This is a genomic window from Micrococcus sp. (assembly GCF_030523875.1).
Taxonomy (GTDB): domain Bacteria; phylum Actinomycetota; class Actinomycetes; order Actinomycetales; family Micrococcaceae; genus Micrococcus.
Genome location: NZ_JAUNHR010000048.1, coordinates 1 through 18115 on the forward strand (window position 1 = coordinate 1; position 18115 = coordinate 18115).

The window sequence follows — 18115 nt, forward strand, 5'->3', positions numbered from 1 at the left end:
ACCACCGCCTCCCCCGACCAGCCCTCCCCCGACGCCGACGGCGCCCCCGGTCCGCTGCTGTCCCTGCTGGACCTGGCGACCGTGCGCACCGGCCAGGGCGTGGGCGAGGCGATCGCCCAGTCCGTGGAGCTGGCCCGGGTGGCGGAGGCCCAGGGCCTGCACCGCGTCTGGTACGCCGAGCACCACAACATGGAGCGCATCGCCTCCTCCGCCACCGCGGTGCTCATCGCCCATGTGGCCTCGCAGACCAGCACCATCCGGGTCGGCTCGGGCGGCGTCATGCTCCCCAACCACTCCCCTCTGGTGGTCGCCGAGCAGTTCGGCACGCTCGCCGAGCTGCATCCCGGCCGGATCGATCTCGGTCTGGGCCGCGCGCCCGGCACGGACCAGCGCACCCTGCAGGCGTTGCGCCGCTCCCCCGAGGCCGCCGAACGCTTCCCGCAGGACGTCCTCGAGCTGCAGGGCTACCTCCGGGGCGAGTCCCGCATCCCGGGCATCGCCGCCCACCCCGGCTCCGGCACGGACGTGCCCCTCTACATCCTGGGGTCCTCGGCGTTCGGCGCCCAGCTCGCCGCGCGCCTGGGCCTCGGCTACGCGTTCGCCAGCCACTTCGCCCCGCAGATGCTCGAGCACGCCGCCCGCCTCTACCGCGAGCACTTCGAGCCCTCCGAGGCCCTGGACCGCCCCCACTTCATCGCCGCCGCCAACGTGATCGCCGCGGACTCGGAGGACGAGGCGCACGAGCAGTGGGAGCTCACCCGCCGCGAGCGGATCCGCATGATGCTCGGCCGCGGCCGCAGCCTCACGGAGGACGAGGTGGACATGCTCCTCGACTCCCCCGCGGGCCAGCAGGTGCTCGGCATGCTCGAGTGCTCCGCGGTGGGCACCGGCCCCGAGGTCCAGACCTGGCTGCACGACTTCGCGGAGCGGGTCCAGGCCGACGAGCTGATCGTCACGACGGCGGCCCCGGACCAGGCCGCACGGGTGCGCACCCTGGAGCTGCTCGGCGAGCACGTGGTCCGCGGCTGACCCGTCGTGTCGGGGCGCTCGGCGCCGCCGGCGCAGGGCCCCGACGGCGCGGCTCAGAGGCCGTAGAACCGCTGCTCGAACACCTGCCGGGCCTGACGGGTCACCCGCAGGTACCGCTCCTCGAAGGCCGCGCCGTCGTCGTGCCCGCCGGCCAGGTGGGCGAGGGCGCCCAGGTCACGGGCATTGGTGGGCAGCACGTCCGAGCCCTTGCCGGTCCACAGCACCAGCGAGGCGCGGACGCGGGTGGCCAGCAGCCAGGCCTCCTCGAGGAGGGCTGCCTCGGAGGCGCCCAGCAGCTCGTGGCGGGCCAGGGCCCGCAGCGCCGGGAGCGTGCCCGTGACCCGCAGGTCCTCGACCTCGTGGGCGTGGCGCAGCTGCAGGGACTGGACGAGCCATTCCACGTCCGACAGGCCGCCGCGGCCGAGCTTGACGTGCCGGGACGGGTCGGCGCCGCGCGGCAGCCGCTCGGCCTCCACACGGGCCTTGATGCGCCGGATCTCCCGGGCGTCCGCGGCGGTGAGGTCGGTGCCGTGGCGGACCCCGTCCGCCCAGCGCACGAAGGCCGCGGCGAGGTCGTCGTCGCCGGCCACGGGTCGGGCGCGCAGCAGCGCCTGGCGCTCCCACACCTCCGCCCACCGGGCGTAGTACTCCTGGTACGAGTCCAGGGTGCGCACGAGCGGGCCCTGCCTGCCCTCCGGGCGCAGGTCCAGGTCCACCTCCAGCGGGTGCTCGCTGGGCAGCGGCGGCTGCGCGGGCCGGCGCAGCAGGGCGATGAGCTGACGGGCCACCGCCTCGGCCTGCTGCGCGGCCGCGGAGGCGTCGGCGCCCGCCCGGGGGCGGTGGACCACCATCGCGTCCAGGTCCGAGCCGTAGGTGATCTCCCGGCCGCCCTGGCGGCCCATGGCCACCACCAGCAGGTCCGTCAGCTGCTCGCCGTCCCCCACCGTGGCGTGCAGCGCCACCCGCAGGGCGCCGAGCACGGCGGCCTGGTCGACGTCGGCGAGCGCCGCCCCCACCCGCTCCAGGGAGCACAGCCCCGTCATGTCGGCGAGGGCGATCCGCAGGGTCTCACGCTGGCGGATCTGGCGCACGTGCCGGATGACCTGCGCCGCGTCCTCGTCGTCGCCGCGGCGGTCCAGGCGGGCCTGCACCTCCCCCCACAGCGTCTCGAGGGAGCGGGGCTCGAGCTCACGGGCGTCCCCCACCCAGGCGACCGACTCCGGCGAGTGCTCGAGCAGGTCTCCCACCCGGCGGGAGCTGGCCAGCACCAGGCACAGCCGGTGCGCGGCGTCCGAGGAGTCGCGCAGCATGCGCAGGAACCACGCGGTGGCCCCCAGGGACTCGGAGAGCCGGCGGAAGGCCAGCAGGCCGGCGTCGGGGTCCGGGCCCTCCGCGAACCAGCCGAGCATGACCGGCAGCAGCTGGCGCTGGACGGCCGCGCGGCGGGACACGCCGCGGGTGAGGGCCTCGATGTGGCCCAGAGCCGAGCGCGGGTCCCGGTAGCCCAGGGCGGACAGGCGCGCCTTGACGGCGTCCGCGGTGAGGCGGACCTCGTCCTCGGACAGGGCCGCCGTGGTGGACAGCAGGGGCCGGTAGAACACCGTCTCGTGCAGGGAGCGGACCTCCCGGCGGACCGTCTCGAAGCGGGACACGAGGTCCTCGGCCGCCACGGGGGCCGTGTCCCCGGCCCCGCGCAGGGCCCTGGCCACCACGCGCTGGGCCGCCTCCTTGGCGGGCATCAGATGGGTGCGGCGCAGGTGGACCAGCTGGATGCGGTGCTCGAGGGCCCGCAGCCACCGGTAGTGGTCGCCGAAGCGCCGCGTGTCCGCCGTGGAGATGTAGGAGGCCCGGTTCAGGGCCTCGAGCGCGTCGAGCGTGGCGCGCACGCGCACGCTCTCGTCGGCGCGGCCGTGGACCAGCTGCAGCAGCTGGGCGGTGAACTCGACGTCGCGCAGGCCGCCCGGACCCAGCTTGATCTCCCGGTCCCGCTCGCCGCGGGCGATCGTGTCGATCACGCGGGTGCGCATGCGCCGGACGTTGTCCACGAAGCCCTCGCGCGCGGAGGACTCCCACACGCGGGGCCACACGGCCTCGACGTACCGGCGCCCCAGGTCCGCCCCGCCCGCCAGCGGACGGGCCTTGAGCAGGGCCTGGAACTCCCAGCCGTGCGCCCAGCGGCGGTAGTACTCCACGTGGGAGGGCAGGGTGCGGGAGAGCGCCCCGTCCTTGCCCTCGGGGCGCAGGTTGGCGTCGACCTCCCACAGGCCGGGCTCCGGCGCCGGGCCGGTGAGGACGCGGGAGATGCCGGCGGCGAGGTCCGCGGCGAGGCGGGAGGCCGTCGCGTCGTCCGGTGCACCCTCGGCGGTGGGGTCGTCCACCTCGTGGACGAACAACACGTCCACGTCGGAGATGTAGTTGAGCTCGCGGGCGCCGCACTTGCCCATGCCGATCACGGCGAGGTCCAGGTGGTCCACCGCCGCGCCCTCGCGGTCGGCGAGCTCGGCGCGGGAGACCGCGAGCGCGGCCTCGACCGCGGCCCCGGCCAGGTCGGCGAGCCAGCGGCCGACGCCGGGCAGGACGGCCGTGGGGTCCTGCGAGCCCAGGTCGGCGAGGGCGACGGCGGCGAGCTGGCGCCGGTAGGCGCGGCGCAGGAGCACGGCGGCGTCCGCTCCGGTGCGGGAGGCCACGGGCCGGGGCGAGCGCGGGTCGGCGCCGACGGACTCCAGCAGCAGGGCGCGCAGGGCGGCGGGCTCGTCCGACCACGCGGCGCCCGTGGCCGGGTCCGGCTGGGCGAGGGCGGGGGCGGTGGCGGCGGCGGCCGCGGGGTCCAGGACGAGGTCCAGGTGCTCGGGGCGGCGGATGAGGAACTCGCCGAGCGCCTCGGAGGCGCCCAGCAGGCGCAGCAGGGCCGCGGCACGGCCGGCGTCGCCCAGGACGCGGTGCACGCCGGGCTCGCGCTCGGCCAGGCGGATGTACAGCAGCAGGGCGCGGTCCGCATCCGCGGCGTACGTCAGGGCCGCCAGGAGGGCGTCCCGGTCCTGGCCGGCCAGCTCGGGCGAGTCCAGCAGGCGCTCGGCCCGGGCGGGGTCAACGACCCCGGCGTGGCCGAGGCTGCGGCGCACGCCCCCGGGGGCGGCGGGGGGCGGAGGCAGGGCGCTCACGGGATCAGAGCCCTGTGAGGTAGCGGCGCAGCTCGTAGGGGGTGATCTCCACGCGGTAGTCGTCCCACTCCTGGCGCTTGTTCCGCAGCAGGGCCTGGTAGACGTGCTCGCCGAGCACCTCGGCCATGAACTCGGAGTCCTCGGCGGCGCGGACGGCGTCGTGCAGGGTGCCGGGCAGGGACTCGTGGCCGAGCACCCGGCGCTCCTGCGGGGTGAGGGCGCCGACGTCCTCCGAGGCGGGCTCGGGGAGCTCGTAGCCCTCCTCGATGCCCCGCAGGCCCGCGGCCAGCAGGAGTGCGTAGGCCAGGTACGGATTGGCGGAGGCGTCCAGGCCGCGATACTCGATGCGGGCCGAGCCGGCCTTGTCCGGCTTGTACAGGGGCACGCGCACGAGGGCGGAGCGGTTGTTGTGGCCCCAGGAGACGTAGGAGGGGGCCTCGTCCGCGCCCCACAGGCGCTTGTAGGAGTTCACGAACTGGTGCGTGACCAGGCTGATCTCCACGGAGTGGCGCAGCAGGCCCGCGATGAACCGACGCCCGGTGACGGAGAGGCGGAACTCGTCGGCGGGATCGTAGAAGGCGTTGGCGTCCCCCTCGAAGAGGGAGAAGTGGGTGTGCATCCCGGAGCCGGGGTGACGGCCGAAGGGCTTGGGCATGAAGGTGGCGTAGATCCCCTGGTGGGCGGCCACCTCCTTCATGATCGTGCGGAACGTCTGCACGTTGTCCGCCGTGGTGAGGGCGTCCGCGGCGCGCAGGTCGATCTCGTTCTGGCCGGGGCCGTTCTCGTGGTGGCTGAACTCCACGGAGATGCCCATGTTCTCGAGCATCATCACCGCGTCGCGGCGGAAGTCCTGGGCGGCGCCGCCGGGGACGTGGTCGAAGTAGCCGGCGGAGTCCACGGGCACGGGCTCGCCGTCCGGGCCGGGCCGGTCCGAGGCCAGCAGGTAGAACTCGATCTCGGGGTGCGTGTAGCAGCTGAAGCCCATGGCCGAGGCGCGGTCCAGGACGCGGCGCAGCACGTTGCGGGGGTCCGCGGGGGACGGCCGGCCGTCCGGGGTGAGCACGTCGCAGTACATGCGGGAGGAGTTCCCGGCCTCGCCGCGCCACGGCAGGATCTGGAAGGTGGAGGGGTCCGGCTGCAGCAGCATGTCCGACTCGGAGATGCGCGTGTAGCCGTCGATCGACGAGCCGTCGAAGCCCAGGCCCTCGGAGAACGCCGACTCCACCTCGGCGGGGGCGAGGGCGACGGACTTGAGGGTGCCGATGACGTCCGTGAACCACAGGCGCACGAAGCGCACGTCCCGGTCCTCGATGGTGCGGAGCACGAAATCCTGCTGACGGTCCATGCGGCCACTCTAGACGCCCGCCGCCCGCCGCGGCCGTGCGGGTCGTCCCGCCGGCCGCACCGGCTGGGCCCGCCCGTAGACTGCGGCCCATGAGCCAGACCCCCGCGCCCGACGCCGCCGGCGCCGAGACCGCCGCCCCCTACGCCTCCCCCGCCGCCCCGGCCGGGCCCGCGACGACGCCGGCCGCCCCCGCCCGCGTGCGCACGGTCCACCTGCGGCGGGCCAAGGACGAGGGGCGCCGGTTCGCGATGCTCACGACGTACGACGCGATGACGGCCGCCCTGTTCGACGAGGCCGGCGTGGAGGTGCTCCTGGTGGGCGACTCGGTGGGCAACACCGTGCTGGGCCACTCCTCCACGCTGCCGGTGACCCTGGACCAGATGGTGCTGTTCTCCGCGGCCGTGGTCCGCGGGGCCTCCCGCGCGCTCGTGGTGGCGGACCTGCCCTTCGGCTCCTACGAGGCCTCCCCCGAGCAGGCGGTGGCGGCGGGGGTGCGCCTGATGAAGGAGGCCGGCGTGCACGCCGTCAAGGCCGAGGGGGACGAGAGGTTCGCCCCGCACGTGGCCGCCATGACGGCCGCTGGCGTGCCCGTGATGGCGCACCTCGGCTTCACCCCGCAGTCCGAGCACGTCCTCGGCGGGTACCGCGTGCAGGGGCGCGGGGAGGGCGCAGCCGAGCGCATGGTCGCCTCCGCCCGCGCGCTCGAGGAGGCCGGGGCGTTCGCCGTCCTGATGGAGATGGTCCCCTCCGACGTCGCCGCCGCCGTCGACGCCGCGGTCCGGGTGCCCACCGTGGGCATCGGCGCCGGCCCGCACACCACGGGGCAGGTCCTCGTGTGGCAGGACATGCTCGGGCTGCGCGCCGGGCGCACCCCCCGGTTCGTGAAGCAGTACGCCCGCCTGCACGAGGTGGTCGGCGAGGCGGTGCGGGCCTACCGCTCCGAGGTCCTGGACGGGTCCTTCCCCTCGCCCGAGCACGGCTTCGAGGCCTGACGGCCCCGGCCGCCGCGCCCGGGGGCGGGGCGCGGGTCAGGACTTGTCGTTGAAGGGGTTGGCGTCCCAGTCGTCGTCGGCGTCGTCGGCGCGGTCCGCGGCCTCGTTGCGGGCCTGGACCTTCGCCAGGGCGCCCTCGGCCTCGGCCCGGGAGCCGTAGGGGCCGAGCAGGTCCTTCCAGTCGGACTGCGGACCCTCCTCCACCTGGTGGGTGCGGATGTTGAACCAGTAGCCGCTGCCGGCCTCGTGCGTCTCAGTCATGGCCCACACCCTAGACCGGCCCCGGCGGGTGCGGACAGCCGGACCGGGCGCCCCCGATACGCTGGGGGGCATGTCCGCGCAGACCTCCCCCGCCCCCGCCAGCCACAACGGCCCCCGCCCGGAGGGCCCGCCCGCCCCGGAGCCGGGATCGCTCGCGCCCGTCGGCCGGCTGGTCCCCGGTGCGACGTCGCCCGCCCCGCCCGTGCCGGCGTCGATCCCCCGCCCGGAGTACGTCGGCCGGGCCACCGCGGACGAGGGCAACGCCTCGGACGTGTACGACGCCGAGGGGATCGCCCGCATCCGCGCCGCCGGCCGGATCGCGGCGCAGGTCATGGAGCACACCGCCGCGCACATCCGCCCCGGCGTCACCACCGACGAGCTGGACCGGATCGCCCACGAGTTCCTCGTGTCCGCGGGCGCCTACCCGTCCTGCCTCGGCTACCGCGGCTTCCCCCGGTCCATCTGCACCTCGGTCAACGAGGTCATCTGCCACGGCATCCCGGACTCCACCGTCCTGGAGGACGGGGACATCGTCAACCTGGACATCACCGCCTACAAGGACGGCGTCCACGGCGACCACAACCGCACCTACCTCGTCGGCGACGTGGACGAGGAATCCCGCCTGCTCGTGGAGCGCACCGAGGAGGCCCTGCGCCGCGGCATCAAGGCCGTCAAGCCGGGGCGCGAGGTCAACGTGATCGGCCGCGCCATCGAGTCCTACGCCAAGCGCTTCGGCTACGGTGTGGTCCGCGACTTCATCGGCCACGGCGTGGGCGTGGAGTTCCACTCCGGCCTGGTGATCCCCCACTACGACGCCGCCCCCGCCCACAACCGGGTGATGGTGCCCGGCATGGTGTTCACCATCGAGCCGATGATCACCCTCGGCACGATCGAGTGGGACCAGTGGGACGACGGCTGGACCGTGGTCACCCGGGACCGGAGGCGCACCGCGCAGTTCGAGCACACGCTCGTGGTCACCGAGGACGGCGCCGAGGTCCTCACCCTGCCCTGAGACGCCCGGGTCCGTAGACTGGCGGCCGTGAGCTTCCCGAACACCGGTGTGATCCCCCACCTGCCCCCGTCCCCGTCCACGCACCCCGCCGTCCTCGGAGTCGACATCGGCGGCACCGGCATGAAGGGCGGGATCGTCCGCCTCGGCGCCGGGCCCAAGTCCGGGACCCTCCGTGGCGACCGCTTCCGGCTGCCCACCCCCCAGCCGGCCCTGCCGGAGACGATGGCGCGCACGCTCACCCAGATCGTGTCCGAGCTGGACACCCGCCGCAAGGCGCCCCACCCGGACACCCCGGTGGGCGTGTGCTTCCCCTCGATCGTGCAGCACGGCGTGTGCCGCTCGGCCAACAACATCGACCCCTCCTGGATCGGCGTGAGCCTGCAGGAGACGTTCGAGGACGCCCTCCAGCGCCCCGTGCACGTGGTCAACGACGCCGACGCCGCCGGCCTGGCCGAGGCCCGCTACGGCGCCGGCCGCGGCGTGGACGGGCTCGTGCTGGTCATCACCCTGGGCACCGGCATCGGCGGCGCGATGATCCACGACGGGGTCCTGATCCCGAACTTCGAGGTCGGCTCCCTCGAGCTGGACGGCGTGATGGCCGAGACCCGCGCCTCCGCCAAGGCCCGCGAGCGCGAGGACCTCTCCTGGCCCGAGTACGCCACCCGCCTGCAGCGGTTCTTCTCCCACGTGGAGCGGATCCTCTCCCCCGACCTGTTCATCGTGGGCGGCGGCATCTCCAAGCGACCCGACGACTACCTGCCCCTGCTCACGCTGGACACCCCGATCGTGCCCGCACAGCTGAGGAACAACGCGGGCATCGTGGGCGCCGCGCTCGCGGCCCACGCGGACCCGGCGGACCGCACCGCGCGCTGACCGCGCCGGCCCGCGGGGCCGTCCCGTCCGGCCCCGGACGCACCGAGGGCGGTTCCGGCTTCCCCTCCGGAACCGCCCTCGGCGTCCACGGGCCGCCTGCGGCGGCCACGACGGACACTCTAGCGCCTGGGCAGGCGCGGCTGCACCGCGGTCCGGCCCCGCGCGGCGGCCTCCTGGGTCCGCAGCTCGGCGATCGCGTCGGCGAAGTCGTCGAGGGACTCGAAGTCCTGGTAGACGGAGGCGAACCGCAGGTAGGCCACCTGGTCGAGACGGCGCAGCGGCCCCAGGATCGCCAATCCGACGGCGTGGGCGTCCACCTCGGCGTTGCCCGAGGCGCGCACGGCCTCCTCCACCTCCTGGGCCAGCACCGCGAGGTCGTCGCTCGAGACGGGCCGCCCCTGGCAGGCCTTGCGCACGCCGTTGATGACCTTGGAGCGGTCGAAGGGCTCGGCCACGCCGGAGCGCTTGACCACCGTCAGCGAGGTCGTCTCCATGGTGGTGAAGCGCTTGCCGCACGCACGGCACTGGCGGCGCCGGCGGATGGCCGAGCCGTCCTCGAGCGAGCGGGAGTCCACCACGCGCGAGTCCTCGTGGCGGCAGTAGGGGCAGTGCACGGTGCGGGTCCTCTCGGTCGGCTCAGGCCAGGCAGGTGGGGCCCAGCAGGATCTTCAGGTCCCCGAACAGCGCGGGGGTGGGCGCCACCCGGAACTGCGGGCCGAGGGCGAACTCCTGCACGCCGCGCTGGCCGGCCAGGGTCAGGCGCACCTCGGAGGAGCCCTCGTGGGTGCGCAGCACGTCCGCGAGCTGGCCCACCACGCGCTCCGTCGCCTTGAACGCGGGCATCGTGATCCGCACCGGCCCGCCGGTGGGGTCCGTCAGCTCGGGGATGGCCATCTCCATGGCGGAGAGCACCACGGAGCCGTCGTCCCGGCGCTGCACCCGTCCCTTCACGGCGACGACGAGGTCCTCCTGCAGCATCATCGCGATGGGCGCGTAGACCTGGCCGAAGAACATCACGTCCATCGAGCCGCCGAGGTCCTCGATCTCGCAGCGGGCGTACGCGTTGCCGGAGCTCTTGGCGATGCGCCGCTCGAGCGTGGTGATGAGCCCGGCGATGGTGACGTGCGCGCCGTCGGCGGGCCCGTCGTCGTCGAGCACGCGCGTGATCGGGGTGTCCGCGAACTGGCTCAGGACCGCGTCGAGGCCCTGGAGCGGGTGGTCGGAGACGTAGAGGCCGAGCATCTCGCGCTCGAACGTGAGCTTCTCCTTCTTGGGCCACTCGGGCAGGTCGGGCACGGCGACGCCGTCGGAGGCGTCGGAGTCGTCCTCCTCGCTCGCGCCCCCGAGGGCGAACAGGTCGAAGGTGAACTCGCCGTGGTCCTCCTTGCGCTTCTGCTGCACCGTGGCGTCCACCGCCTCCTCGTGGACGGCCAGCAGTGCGCGGCGCGCGTAGCCGAGCGAGTCGAAGGCGCCGGCCTTGATCATGGACTCGATCGTGCGCTTGTTGCAGACCACGAGCGGGACCTTGGCGAGGAAGTCCCCGAAGCCCGTGAAGGCGCCCTTGTCCTCGCGGGCCTGCACCATGCCCTTGACCACGTTCGTGCCCACGTTGCGCACCGCGCCCATGCCGAAGCGGATGTCCGTGCCCACCGGGGTGAAGTTCTGGAACGACTCGTTCACGTCCGGCGGGAGCACCGTGATGCCCATGTGGCGGCACTCGTTGAGGTACATGGCGAGCTTGTCCTTGTCATCGCCCACCGAGGTGAGCAGCGCCGCCATGTACTCGGCCGGGTGGTGGGCCTTGAGGTAGGCCGTCCAGTAGGAGACCAGCCCATACGCGGCCGAGTGCGCCTTGTTGAACGCGTAGTCCGAGAACGGCAGGAGGATGTCCCACAGCGCCGTGATCGCCGCCTGCGAGTAGCCGCGGTCCAGCATGCCCTGCTGGAAGGCGGCGTACTGCTTGTCCAGCTCGGACTTCTTCTTCTTGCCCATCGCGCGGCGCAGGATGTCCGCCTGGCCGAGGGTGTACCCGGCCACCTTCTGGGCGATCGCCATGACCTGCTCCTGGTACACGATCAGGCCGTAGGTCGTGTCGAGGATGTCCTTCAGCGGCTCCTCGAGCTCCGGGTGGATCGGGGTGATCTCCTGCTGCCCGTTCTTGCGCAGCGCGTAGTTCGTGTGCGAGTTCGCGCCCATGGGGCCCGGGCGGTAGAGCGCGATGGTCGCCGAGATGTCCTCGAAGTTGTCCGGGCGCATCATCTTCAGCAGCGAGCGCATGGGCCCCCCGTCGAGCTGGAACACCCCCAGGGTGTCGCCGCGGGCCAGCAGCTCGTACGAGGCCCGGTCCTCCACGTCGAGGGTCTCGAGGTCGATCTCGATCCCCTTGTTGTCCTTCACGTTCTCGAGCGCGTCCGAGATGATCGTGAGGTTGCGCAGCCCCAGGAAGTCCATCTTGATCAGCCCGAGCCCCTCGGCGGTGGGGTAGTCGAACTGCGTGATGACCTGGCCGTCCTGCAGCCGGCGCATGATCGGGATGACGTCGATCACCGGGTGCGAGGACATGATGACGCCGGCGGCGTGCACGCCCCACTGGCGCTTCAGGCCCTCGATGCCCTTGGCGGTCTCGAAGACCTCCTTGGCCACCGGGTCCGTGGCCACCAGCTGGCGGAAGTCCCCGGCCTCGGCGTAGCGCTTGGCCTCGGGGTCCTCGATGTCCTTGAGCGGGATGTCCTTCGCCATCACCGCCGGTGGCAGCGCCTTGGTGAGCGCCTCGCCCATGGAGAACGGCTGGTCCATCACGCGGGCGGAGTCCTTCAGCGCCTGCTTGGTCTTGATGGTGCCGTACGTGACGATCATGGTGACGCGCTCGTCGCCGTACTTGCGGGTGACGTAGTCGATCACCTCGGAGCGGCGGCGGTCGTCGAAGTCGACGTCGAAGTCGGGCATGGACACGCGGTCCGGGTTCAGGAACCGCTCGAAGATCAGACCGTGCTTGAGCGGGTCCAGGTCCGTGATGCGCAGCGCGTACGCCACCATCGAGCCGGCGCCCGAGCCGCGCCCGGGACCCACGCGGATGCCGTTGTCCTTGGCCCAGTTGATGAAGTCGGCCACCACGAGGAAGTAGCCGGGGAAGCCCATCGAGATGATGACGTCCAGCTCGTAGTCCGCCTGCTTGCGCACGTGGTCCGGGACGCCGTCGGGATAGCGGTAGTCGAGGCCCTTGGCGACCTCCTTGACGAGCCAGCTGGTCTCGTCCTCCCCCTCGGGGGTGGGGAACAGCGGCATGTAGTTGGCGTCGGTGTCGAAGGACACCTCGCAGCGCTCGGCGATCAGGAGCGTGTTGTCGCACGCCTCGGGCAGCTCCCGGAACAGCTCCCGCATCTGCCGCGGGGACTTCAGGTAGTACTCCGTGCCGGAGAAGGCGAAGCGGGAGCCGCCCTGGTCGTAGGTGGGCTCGTTGAGCTTGGAGCCGGACTGGATGGCCAGCAGCGCCTCGTGGGCCTTCGCGTCGTGCTCGTGCGTGTAGTGCAGGTCGTTGGTGGCCACGAACGGCAGGCCCAGGTCCTTGGCCAGGCGGCGCAGGTCCTCCATCACGCGGCGCTCGATGTCGAGGCCGTGGTGCATGACCTCGCAGAAGAAGTTGTCCTTGCCGAAGATGTCGCGGAAGTCCGACGCGGCCTGCATCGCCTCGCGGTAGTGGCCCAGGCGCAGGCGGGTCTGGATCTCCCCGGACGGGCAGCCCGTGGTGGCGATCAGGCCCTTCGAGTACCGGCTCAGCAGCTCGCGGTCGATACGGGGCCACTTCGCGTACACCGAGTCGAGCGAGGCGATCGAGCCCATCTTGAACAGGTTGTGCATGCCGGTGTTGTCCTCGGACAGCAGCGTCATGTGGGTGTACGCGCCGCCGCCGGAGACGTCGTCGCCGCGCTGGTGCGGCTCGCCCCAGCGGGTCTTGGCCTTGTCCGTGCGGTGCTGGGTGCCGGGCGTCAGGTACGCCTCGAGGCCGATGATCGGCTTGACCCCCGCCTGGCGGGCCTTGTTCCAGAAGTCGAACGCGCCGAAGAGGTAGCCGTGGTCTGTGATGGCCAGCGAGTCCATGCCCAGGCGGTTGGCCTCGGCGAACAGCTCGTCGAGCTTCGCGGCGCCGTCCAGCATCGAGTACTCGGTGTGCGTGTGCAGATGGACGAAGCCGCCGTCCCTCGTGGCCTCGGCGGTGGTCTCCTGCTGCACGGTCATGGCGCGTCCATCCTCCCTGACGCCCCGCGGGGACGGTCCGCCGACCGGGCGGACGGCGGGGTGCGGGACCGGACCAGTCTAGGGGGCCACGCGCCCGGGCGCGGCGGGCGGGACCGGGCTCACCCGCCGCGCAGGACCTCCAGGGCCCGGGCGAGGTCGTGCGGGTGCGGGGACTCGATCCGCAGGGTCTCGCCGGTGACCGGATGCGGCAGCACGAGGCGGTGGGCGTGCAGCCACTGGCGGGTCAGGCCGAGCTCGGCCGCCAGCACGGGGTCGGCCCCGTAGGTGAGGTCCCCGGCGCACGGGTGGCGCAGGGCGGAGGTGTGCACGCGGATCTGGTGGGTGCGGCCGGTCTCAAGGTGGATCTCCAGCAGCGTGGCCCGCCCGAACGCCTCGAGGGTCTCGTAGTGGGTCACGGAGGGCCGGCCCCCCTCGAGCACCGCGAAGCGCCAGTGGTGGCCGGGGTCCCGGCCGATGGGCGCGTCGATCGTGCCGGCGAGCGGGTCCGGCATGCCCTGCACCACGGCGTGGTAGACCTTCTCCGGCACGCGGTCGCGGAACTGGTCCTTCAGGGCCGTGTAGGCCCGCTCCGTCTTGGCCACCGCCATCACGCCGGTGGTGCCGACGTCGAGCCGGTGCACGATGCCCTGGCGCTCCGGGGCGCCGGAGGTGGAGATGTCGTGGCCGAGGGCGGCGAGCCCGCCGACCACGGTGGGGCCGAACCACCCCGGGGAGGGGTGGGCGGCCACGCCGGTCGGCTTGTCCACCGCCAGCATGTGCTCGTCCTCGTAGAGGATCGTCATGGCCTCCACGGTCTCTGCCCTCACTTCCAGGGGGTCGGGGTCGTCCGGCACGTCGACGACGAGGCTCTCCCCCGCCACCGCCTTCGCCGACTTGGCCAGCACGCGGTCGCGGCGGCCCGTGCGGGACTCGGCGCGGACCAGGCCGCGGGCGAACAGGTCGGCCAGGGAGGCGCGCGAGACCCCGAAGGCCTCGGCGAGCACGGCGTCGGCCCGACGGCCGGCCGCAGCGTCGTCCACCTCGAGGCGCTCGGTCACGCCCGGTCGCAGCCCCACGGGTCAGCCCCGCCCGTCGGCGCCGTCGCGGGTGCCGTCCAGCCCGCGGCCGGTCACCATCAGCAGGCACAGGCCGACGATCGAGCACACGATGAAGGAGTCCGCCACGTTGAACACGGCGAAGTTCGGCACGGAGATCATGTCCACGACGTGGCCCTGCCCGAACGACGGCGGCCGGAACAGGCGGTCCGTCAGGTTGCCCAGGACGCCGCCCAGCAGGCCGCCCAGGGCGAGGCCCCACGCCCACGAGCGGGCGCGCAGCAGCGTGACGAGGGCCACGACGGCGACGACCGCCTGCACGATCGTGAACACCCACGTGACGTCCGTGCCGATCGAGAACGCCGCACCGGGGTTCAGGATGTAGTACCAGCGCAGCAGCCCCGGCACGACCACGATCGACTGGCCCAGCTCCATGGTCCGCTCGACCCACAGCTTGGTGCCCTGGTCCAGCGCGTAGGCCAGGACCGCCAGGGCAAGACCGGTCACGACCACGCGCCGCGCGCCGGCCCCGCGGGGGGCCGGGGCGCGGCGTCCGGCGTCCCCGGACGGGTCGGCGGCAGTGCTCACGCGGTCCCCTGGGCGGGCTCGACCCGCTCCTGGGAGGTGATCTCGCGCAACTGCCCCTCGATGTAGGAGGTGAGGCGGGCGCGGTAGTCGGTCTCGAAGGCCCGGAGCCGCTCGACGTCGTGCTCGAGGCCCTTGCGCCGGGTCTCGAGCTCGGTGAGGGTGCGGGTGCGGGTCTCCTCGGCCTCACGGACCACAGTGGTGGCGGTGGTCTCGGCCTCGGCAATGATCTGATCGCGGCGCTGCTCGCCCTCGGCGACGTACTCGTCGTGCAGGCGCTGGGCCATGGCCAGCACGCCGGCGGCGGAGCTCGCGGAGTCGGCGGCGGGCTGCTGGACGGACGCGGCCTGGACCGGGGTCGGGTCCGCGATGGCGGGGGCGGCCTGCGCGGACTCCGGCGCGGCGGCGGGGGCCCCAGCGCGGCACTGCTCGAGCTCGGCGGTCAGGCGGGCGTTGGCCTCGGTGAGGCGCTTGAGCTCCTCGACCACCTCGTCGAGGAAGTCCTCGACCTCCTCGCGGTCGTAGCCCTCGCGGAACTTGGTGAGCTGGAACTCCTTGTTGACCACGTCTTCCCAGGACAGTGCCATCGGCGGGCCACCCTCTCTCTCGCACGGCGGCCGGGACGGGGATGCGCGGTCACGGCGGGCGGCCGCCGGACGCCGGACTGTCGTCCGCCGACGATACCACCGCCCCCCTCCCCGGCCCGGAGGGCGGGGAGGGGGCGGTCGCCCCGGGCCGGTCCGTCAGGCCAGGACGAGCACCAGGGTGCGCAGCAGCACCACGGCGAGGAACAGGACCAGGAAGGCCAGATCCAGGCCCACCCCGCCCAGGTTGAGCGGGGGGATCCTCCGACGCAGGGCGTCCAGGGGCGGGTCGGTCACCGCGTACACGGCGCTGGCCGCCACGAGGGCGGGGCCGGTCGGCCGCCACTGCCGCGCGAACGAGCGGGTGACGTCCAGGACGATCCGCACCGTCAGGGCGGCCAGCGCGACGGTCAGGACGAGGTACGCGAGGGCGAGGAGCAGCTGCACGGTCAGTCGTTGTCGTACGGGGCGTCCGCGTCGCGCGGAGCCGGGGAGTCCTCCCCCACCACCTCGACGGTGGAGGGGGTCAGCAGGAAGACCTTGCTCGTGATGCGGGAGATGGACCCGTGCAGGCCGAACACGAGGCCGGCGGCGAAGTCCACGAGGCGCTTGGCCTCGTTCTCGCCCAGGTCGGTCACGTTCATGATCACGGGCATGCCGGAGCGGAACGCCTCGCCGATGCTCTTCGCGTCGTTGTAGGAGCGCGGGTGGACGGTGGACAGGGTGCGCACGGAGTCTCCTTCGGCCGACGACGCGGCAGCTCGCTTGATGGGGGTGACCGGGGCACGATACCCCTGGTCGGCGGCCTCGGGGGCCGGCTCGGGCTCCGGTCGGACGGCCCGGCGCGGCGCGGGCTCCACGGCGGAGGAGCCGGCGCCGGTCGACGGGACGGCGGGGGCGGGCTCCGGGGCCGAGGGCTCCGGGGCCTCCTCGGTCACCCGGCGGGCCTCCACGACGTCCCGCCGGGGCGCGGCCTCGCGGGGCTCGACCCGCTGCTGCTCCTCGTACTCGTCGCCGTCGGCCAGGCCGAGGTAGATCATCGTCTTCTTCAGGCCGCCGGCCATGTGCTTCCTCCGCGTCGTCGGGGTCCCGCGGTCGGGACCCTCCGTCGTTCGTCGTCGGGTCGGGCGCCCCCGACGGGGGCGCGCTGGTCCACGCTATCCCACGCCGCCGCGGGCCCCCAGGATGTCCGAGCCGATCCGCACGTGTGTCGCCCCCGCGGCCACCGCGGCCTCGAGGTCGGCGGACATGCCCATGGAGAGGACGTCCGCGTCCGGGTGCTCGGCGCGCAGCCGCGCCCCGAGCGCGGCCAGGCGGGCGAACGCGTCGGCCGGCTCCACGCCGCGCGGGGCCACGCACATCAGGCCGCGCAGGCGCAGCCCCTCCGCCGCGGCCAGGCGCGCCGCCACGGCGTCGACCCGGTCCAGCGGGGCCCCGCCGCGCGGACCGATCCCCTCGGGGCGGTCCTCGTCGGCGCGCTCGTCCACGTCCACCTGGACGAGGCAGTCCAGGTCGGCGACGGCGTCGGCACCCTCGCGCTCGCGGCGCAGGACCACGGCACGGGACAGCGCGTCCACGAGCTCGACCCGGTCCACCGAGTGCACGGCGGAGGCGTACTTCACCACATGCTTGGCCTTGTTGGTCTGCAGCTGGCCGATGAAGTGCCAACGGGGGGCGGACGCCCCGAGCCGCTCGGCCGTCTCGGCGGCCTTGGGGCGGGCCTCCTGGTCGCGGTTCTCCCCCACGTCCGTGACCCCGAGGGCGGCGAGCCGCAGCACGTCCTCGGCCGGGTGGGTCTTGGTCACCACCACGAGACGGGGCGCCTCCGCGCGCCCGGCGGCCGCGGCGGCCCGCGCGATGCGCGCGCGCACCGCCTCGAGGCGCTCGGCGAGCTCCCGAGTGCGGGGGTCGACCGCGTCGACGGGCGGGGTGTCAGCCACGATCGGCCGCCTCGGCGCCGGTGGTCCACACCAGACCGACGAACCGGCCCCGGCCCGGCTGACGCCGATGGGAGAAGACGCGCTCGTCCTCGAGGGTGCACAGGTCGATGCGCTCGACCGCCACGCCGCGGGCCCGCAGCACCGCCTGGGCTCCGGCGGGCAGGTTCAGCGCGGGTGTCCCCCAGGAGGTGGTGGAGTGCAGCTCGGGGATCCGGGCCGCGGCCTCCGCCCGCATGTCCTCGGGCACCTCGTAGCAGCGCCCGCACACGCCGGGGCCGATCCAGGCCTTCATGCCGAACGTGCCCCGGGCGCCGGCCGGGCGCAGGGCCTCGAGGGCGTCGACGGTGTTCTCCAGCACGCCGTCCAGCAGGCCCCGTCGGCCTGCGTGGGAGGCCGCTGTGGCGCCGGTCAGGCCGTCCACGAAGAGGACCGGCAGGCAGTCCGCCACGAGCACCGCGAGCGGCTGCGAGCCGTCGGGGCTCACCGAGGCGTCGGCGGTCGGGCCGGCCGCCCCGCCCCAGCCGATCCCGTCGGCGGTCACGACGTCCGCGGAGTGCACCTGGTCCAGGTAGAACGTGCGGCCGCGCTCGACGCCCATCGCGTCCTCCACGGCCGCGCGCGACTGCTCGACCTCCCGCCGCGCCGGGGTCTCGTCCGCGCCGAGGATGTGCAGGGCCAGGCTGCCGGCCGCCGCGGAGGTCCAGGCCACGTGGGCCGTTCGCCCGCGGGAGTCCGAGCGCAGGTCGGCACGATGGACGAAGGGGCCGGACGGGATCGGCTGCGTCCCGACCGGCCCCTCGCCGAGGATCACTTCAGGAAGTCCGGGACGTCGAGGTCGTTGGCGCCCAGCTCGGGCTCCACGACGGCGGGCAGGTCCTGCTGGCGGCGCTGCGGGGCCCCCTGCTGCTGGCCGCCGGACTGCGGGGCCTGCGGGGACAGGGGCATGGTGCCCGGCACCTGGGTGCGCTGCGGAGCGACCGGCTGCTGCGGGGCCTGCGGCGCGGCGGCGCGTTGCGGGGCGACCTGCTGCTGCGGGGCCGGC

General features: G+C 73.9%; 16 protein-coding genes and 1 pseudogene. 4 read left to right on the top strand and 13 right to left on the bottom strand.

Features of this window, described 5'->3' with window-relative positions; all coding sequences use genetic code 11:
• Positions 1 to 54 precede the first annotated feature (54 nt).
• Entirely contained in the window at positions 55 to 1029 is a 975-nt protein-coding gene (locus Q4D18_RS07535) for an LLM class flavin-dependent oxidoreductase (RefSeq protein WP_303126987.1), read from the top strand.
• 53 nt (positions 1030 to 1082) lie between these two features.
• Here Q4D18_RS07535 and Q4D18_RS07540 read toward each other — a convergent pair whose 3' ends face one another.
• A complete protein-coding gene (locus Q4D18_RS07540) occupies positions 1083 to 4151 on the bottom strand; it encodes a bifunctional [glutamine synthetase] adenylyltransferase/[glutamine synthetase]-adenylyl-L-tyrosine phosphorylase (RefSeq protein WP_303126989.1) in 3069 nt (1022 codons plus the stop codon).
• Positions 4152 to 4194: 43 nt separating this feature from the next.
• The gene (locus Q4D18_RS07545) at positions 4195 to 5535 is read right to left on the bottom strand and encodes a glutamine synthetase family protein (RefSeq protein ID WP_303126961.1); all 1341 of its coding nucleotides are present in this window, start codon (positions 5533 to 5535) and stop codon (positions 4195 to 4197) included.
• Between the two features lie 89 nt (positions 5536 to 5624).
• Between Q4D18_RS07545 and panB the strand changes: the two genes are divergently transcribed.
• Positions 5625 to 6527, top strand: a complete 903-nt coding sequence (gene panB / locus Q4D18_RS07550) for a 3-methyl-2-oxobutanoate hydroxymethyltransferase (protein WP_303126963.1) — start codon at positions 5625 to 5627, stop codon at positions 6525 to 6527.
• Positions 6528 to 6563: 36 nt separating this feature from the next.
• On the opposite strand, the gene Q4D18_RS07555 is transcribed toward panB, so the two are convergent.
• A complete protein-coding gene (locus Q4D18_RS07555; protein WP_303126965.1) occupies positions 6564 to 6788 on the bottom strand; it encodes an SPOR domain-containing protein in 225 nt (74 codons plus the stop codon).
• A 70-nt stretch (positions 6789 to 6858) separates the two neighbouring features.
• On the opposite strand from Q4D18_RS07555, the gene map reads away from it, so the two are divergent.
• Positions 6859 to 7800, top strand: coding sequence for a type I methionyl aminopeptidase (gene map, locus Q4D18_RS07560; protein WP_303126967.1), 942 nt, complete (start codon positions 6859 to 6861; stop codon positions 7798 to 7800).
• Between the two features lie 51 nt (positions 7801 to 7851).
• Positions 7852 to 8673 carry a polyphosphate--glucose phosphotransferase gene (gene ppgK / locus Q4D18_RS07565; protein ID WP_303126991.1) on the top strand — a complete coding sequence of 274 codons (822 nt, stop codon included), beginning with the start codon at positions 7852 to 7854 and terminating at the stop codon, positions 8671 to 8673.
• A 119-nt stretch (positions 8674 to 8792) separates the two neighbouring features.
• Here the strand turns inward: ppgK and nrdR are convergent, their stop codons facing one another.
• The 10 genes and pseudogenes from nrdR to Q4D18_RS07615 all read right to left on the bottom strand — a co-directional run.
• Positions 8793 to 9287, bottom strand: a complete 495-nt coding sequence (gene nrdR, locus Q4D18_RS07570) for a transcriptional regulator NrdR (protein WP_303126970.1) — start codon at positions 9285 to 9287, stop codon at positions 8793 to 8795.
• A gap of 22 nt (positions 9288 to 9309) precedes the next feature.
• Positions 9310 to 12909: a DNA polymerase III subunit alpha gene (gene dnaE / locus Q4D18_RS07575; RefSeq protein WP_303126972.1), complete on the bottom strand. Its 3600-nt coding sequence runs from the start codon at positions 12907 to 12909 to the stop codon at positions 9310 to 9312.
• Positions 12910 to 13028: 119 nt separating this feature from the next.
• Positions 13029 to 13967: an RluA family pseudouridine synthase gene (locus tag Q4D18_RS07580; RefSeq protein WP_303126974.1), complete on the bottom strand. Its 939-nt coding sequence runs from the start codon at positions 13965 to 13967 to the stop codon at positions 13029 to 13031.
• Positions 13968 to 13988: 21 nt separating this feature from the next.
• A complete protein-coding gene (gene lspA / locus Q4D18_RS07585) occupies positions 13989 to 14477 on the bottom strand; it encodes a signal peptidase II (protein ID WP_303126993.1) in 489 nt (162 codons plus the stop codon).
• A gap of 71 nt (positions 14478 to 14548) precedes the next feature.
• On the bottom strand, positions 14549 to 15136 hold the full coding sequence (locus tag Q4D18_RS07590) for a DivIVA domain-containing protein (protein WP_303126976.1): 588 nt from the start codon (positions 15134 to 15136) through the stop codon (positions 14549 to 14551).
• Positions 15137 to 15292: 156 nt separating this feature from the next.
• Positions 15293 to 15580, bottom strand: a complete 288-nt coding sequence (locus tag Q4D18_RS07595; protein WP_303126978.1) for a YggT family protein — start codon at positions 15578 to 15580, stop codon at positions 15293 to 15295.
• Between the two features lie 2 nt (positions 15581 to 15582).
• Positions 15583 to 16197: a cell division protein SepF gene (locus Q4D18_RS07600; RefSeq protein WP_303126980.1), complete on the bottom strand. Its 615-nt coding sequence runs from the start codon at positions 16195 to 16197 to the stop codon at positions 15583 to 15585.
• Between the two features lie 93 nt (positions 16198 to 16290).
• The gene (locus tag Q4D18_RS07605) at positions 16291 to 17073 is read right to left on the bottom strand and encodes a YggS family pyridoxal phosphate-dependent enzyme (protein WP_303126982.1); all 783 of its coding nucleotides are present in this window, start codon (positions 17071 to 17073) and stop codon (positions 16291 to 16293) included.
• Positions 17066 to 17782, bottom strand: coding sequence for a polyphenol oxidase family protein (locus tag Q4D18_RS07610; protein ID WP_303126985.1), 717 nt, complete (start codon positions 17780 to 17782; stop codon positions 17066 to 17068). The genes Q4D18_RS07605 and Q4D18_RS07610 overlap by 8 nt, the downstream gene beginning before the upstream one ends.
• A gap of 98 nt (positions 17783 to 17880) precedes the next feature.
• A pseudogene (locus Q4D18_RS07615) lies at positions 17881 to 18115 on the bottom strand (cell division protein FtsZ); the annotation flags it as partial.

Excerpts from the sequence above, each read along its gene's own strand:
- Q4D18_RS07590 (WP_303126976.1), bottom strand. The coding sequence starts at position 15,136 with ATGGCACTGTCCTGGGAAGACGTGGTCAACAAGGAGTTCCAGCTCACC.
- Q4D18_RS07555 (WP_303126965.1), bottom strand. The coding sequence starts at position 6,788 with ATGACTGAGACGCACGAGGCCGGCAGCGGCTACTGGTTCAACATCCGC.
- dnaE (WP_303126972.1), bottom strand. The coding sequence starts at position 12,909 with ATGACCGTGCAGCAGGAGACCACCGCCGAGGCCACGAGGGACGGCGGC.
- Q4D18_RS07600 (WP_303126980.1), bottom strand. The coding sequence starts at position 16,197 with ATGGCCGGCGGCCTGAAGAAGACGATGATCTACCTCGGCCTGGCCGAC.
- Q4D18_RS07545 (WP_303126961.1), bottom strand. The coding sequence starts at position 5,535 with ATGGACCGTCAGCAGGATTTCGTGCTCCGCACCATCGAGGACCGGGAC.
- panB (WP_303126963.1), top strand. The coding sequence starts at position 5,625 with ATGAGCCAGACCCCCGCGCCCGACGCCGCCGGCGCCGAGACCGCCGCC.
- map (WP_303126967.1), top strand. The coding sequence starts at position 6,859 with ATGTCCGCGCAGACCTCCCCCGCCCCCGCCAGCCACAACGGCCCCCGC.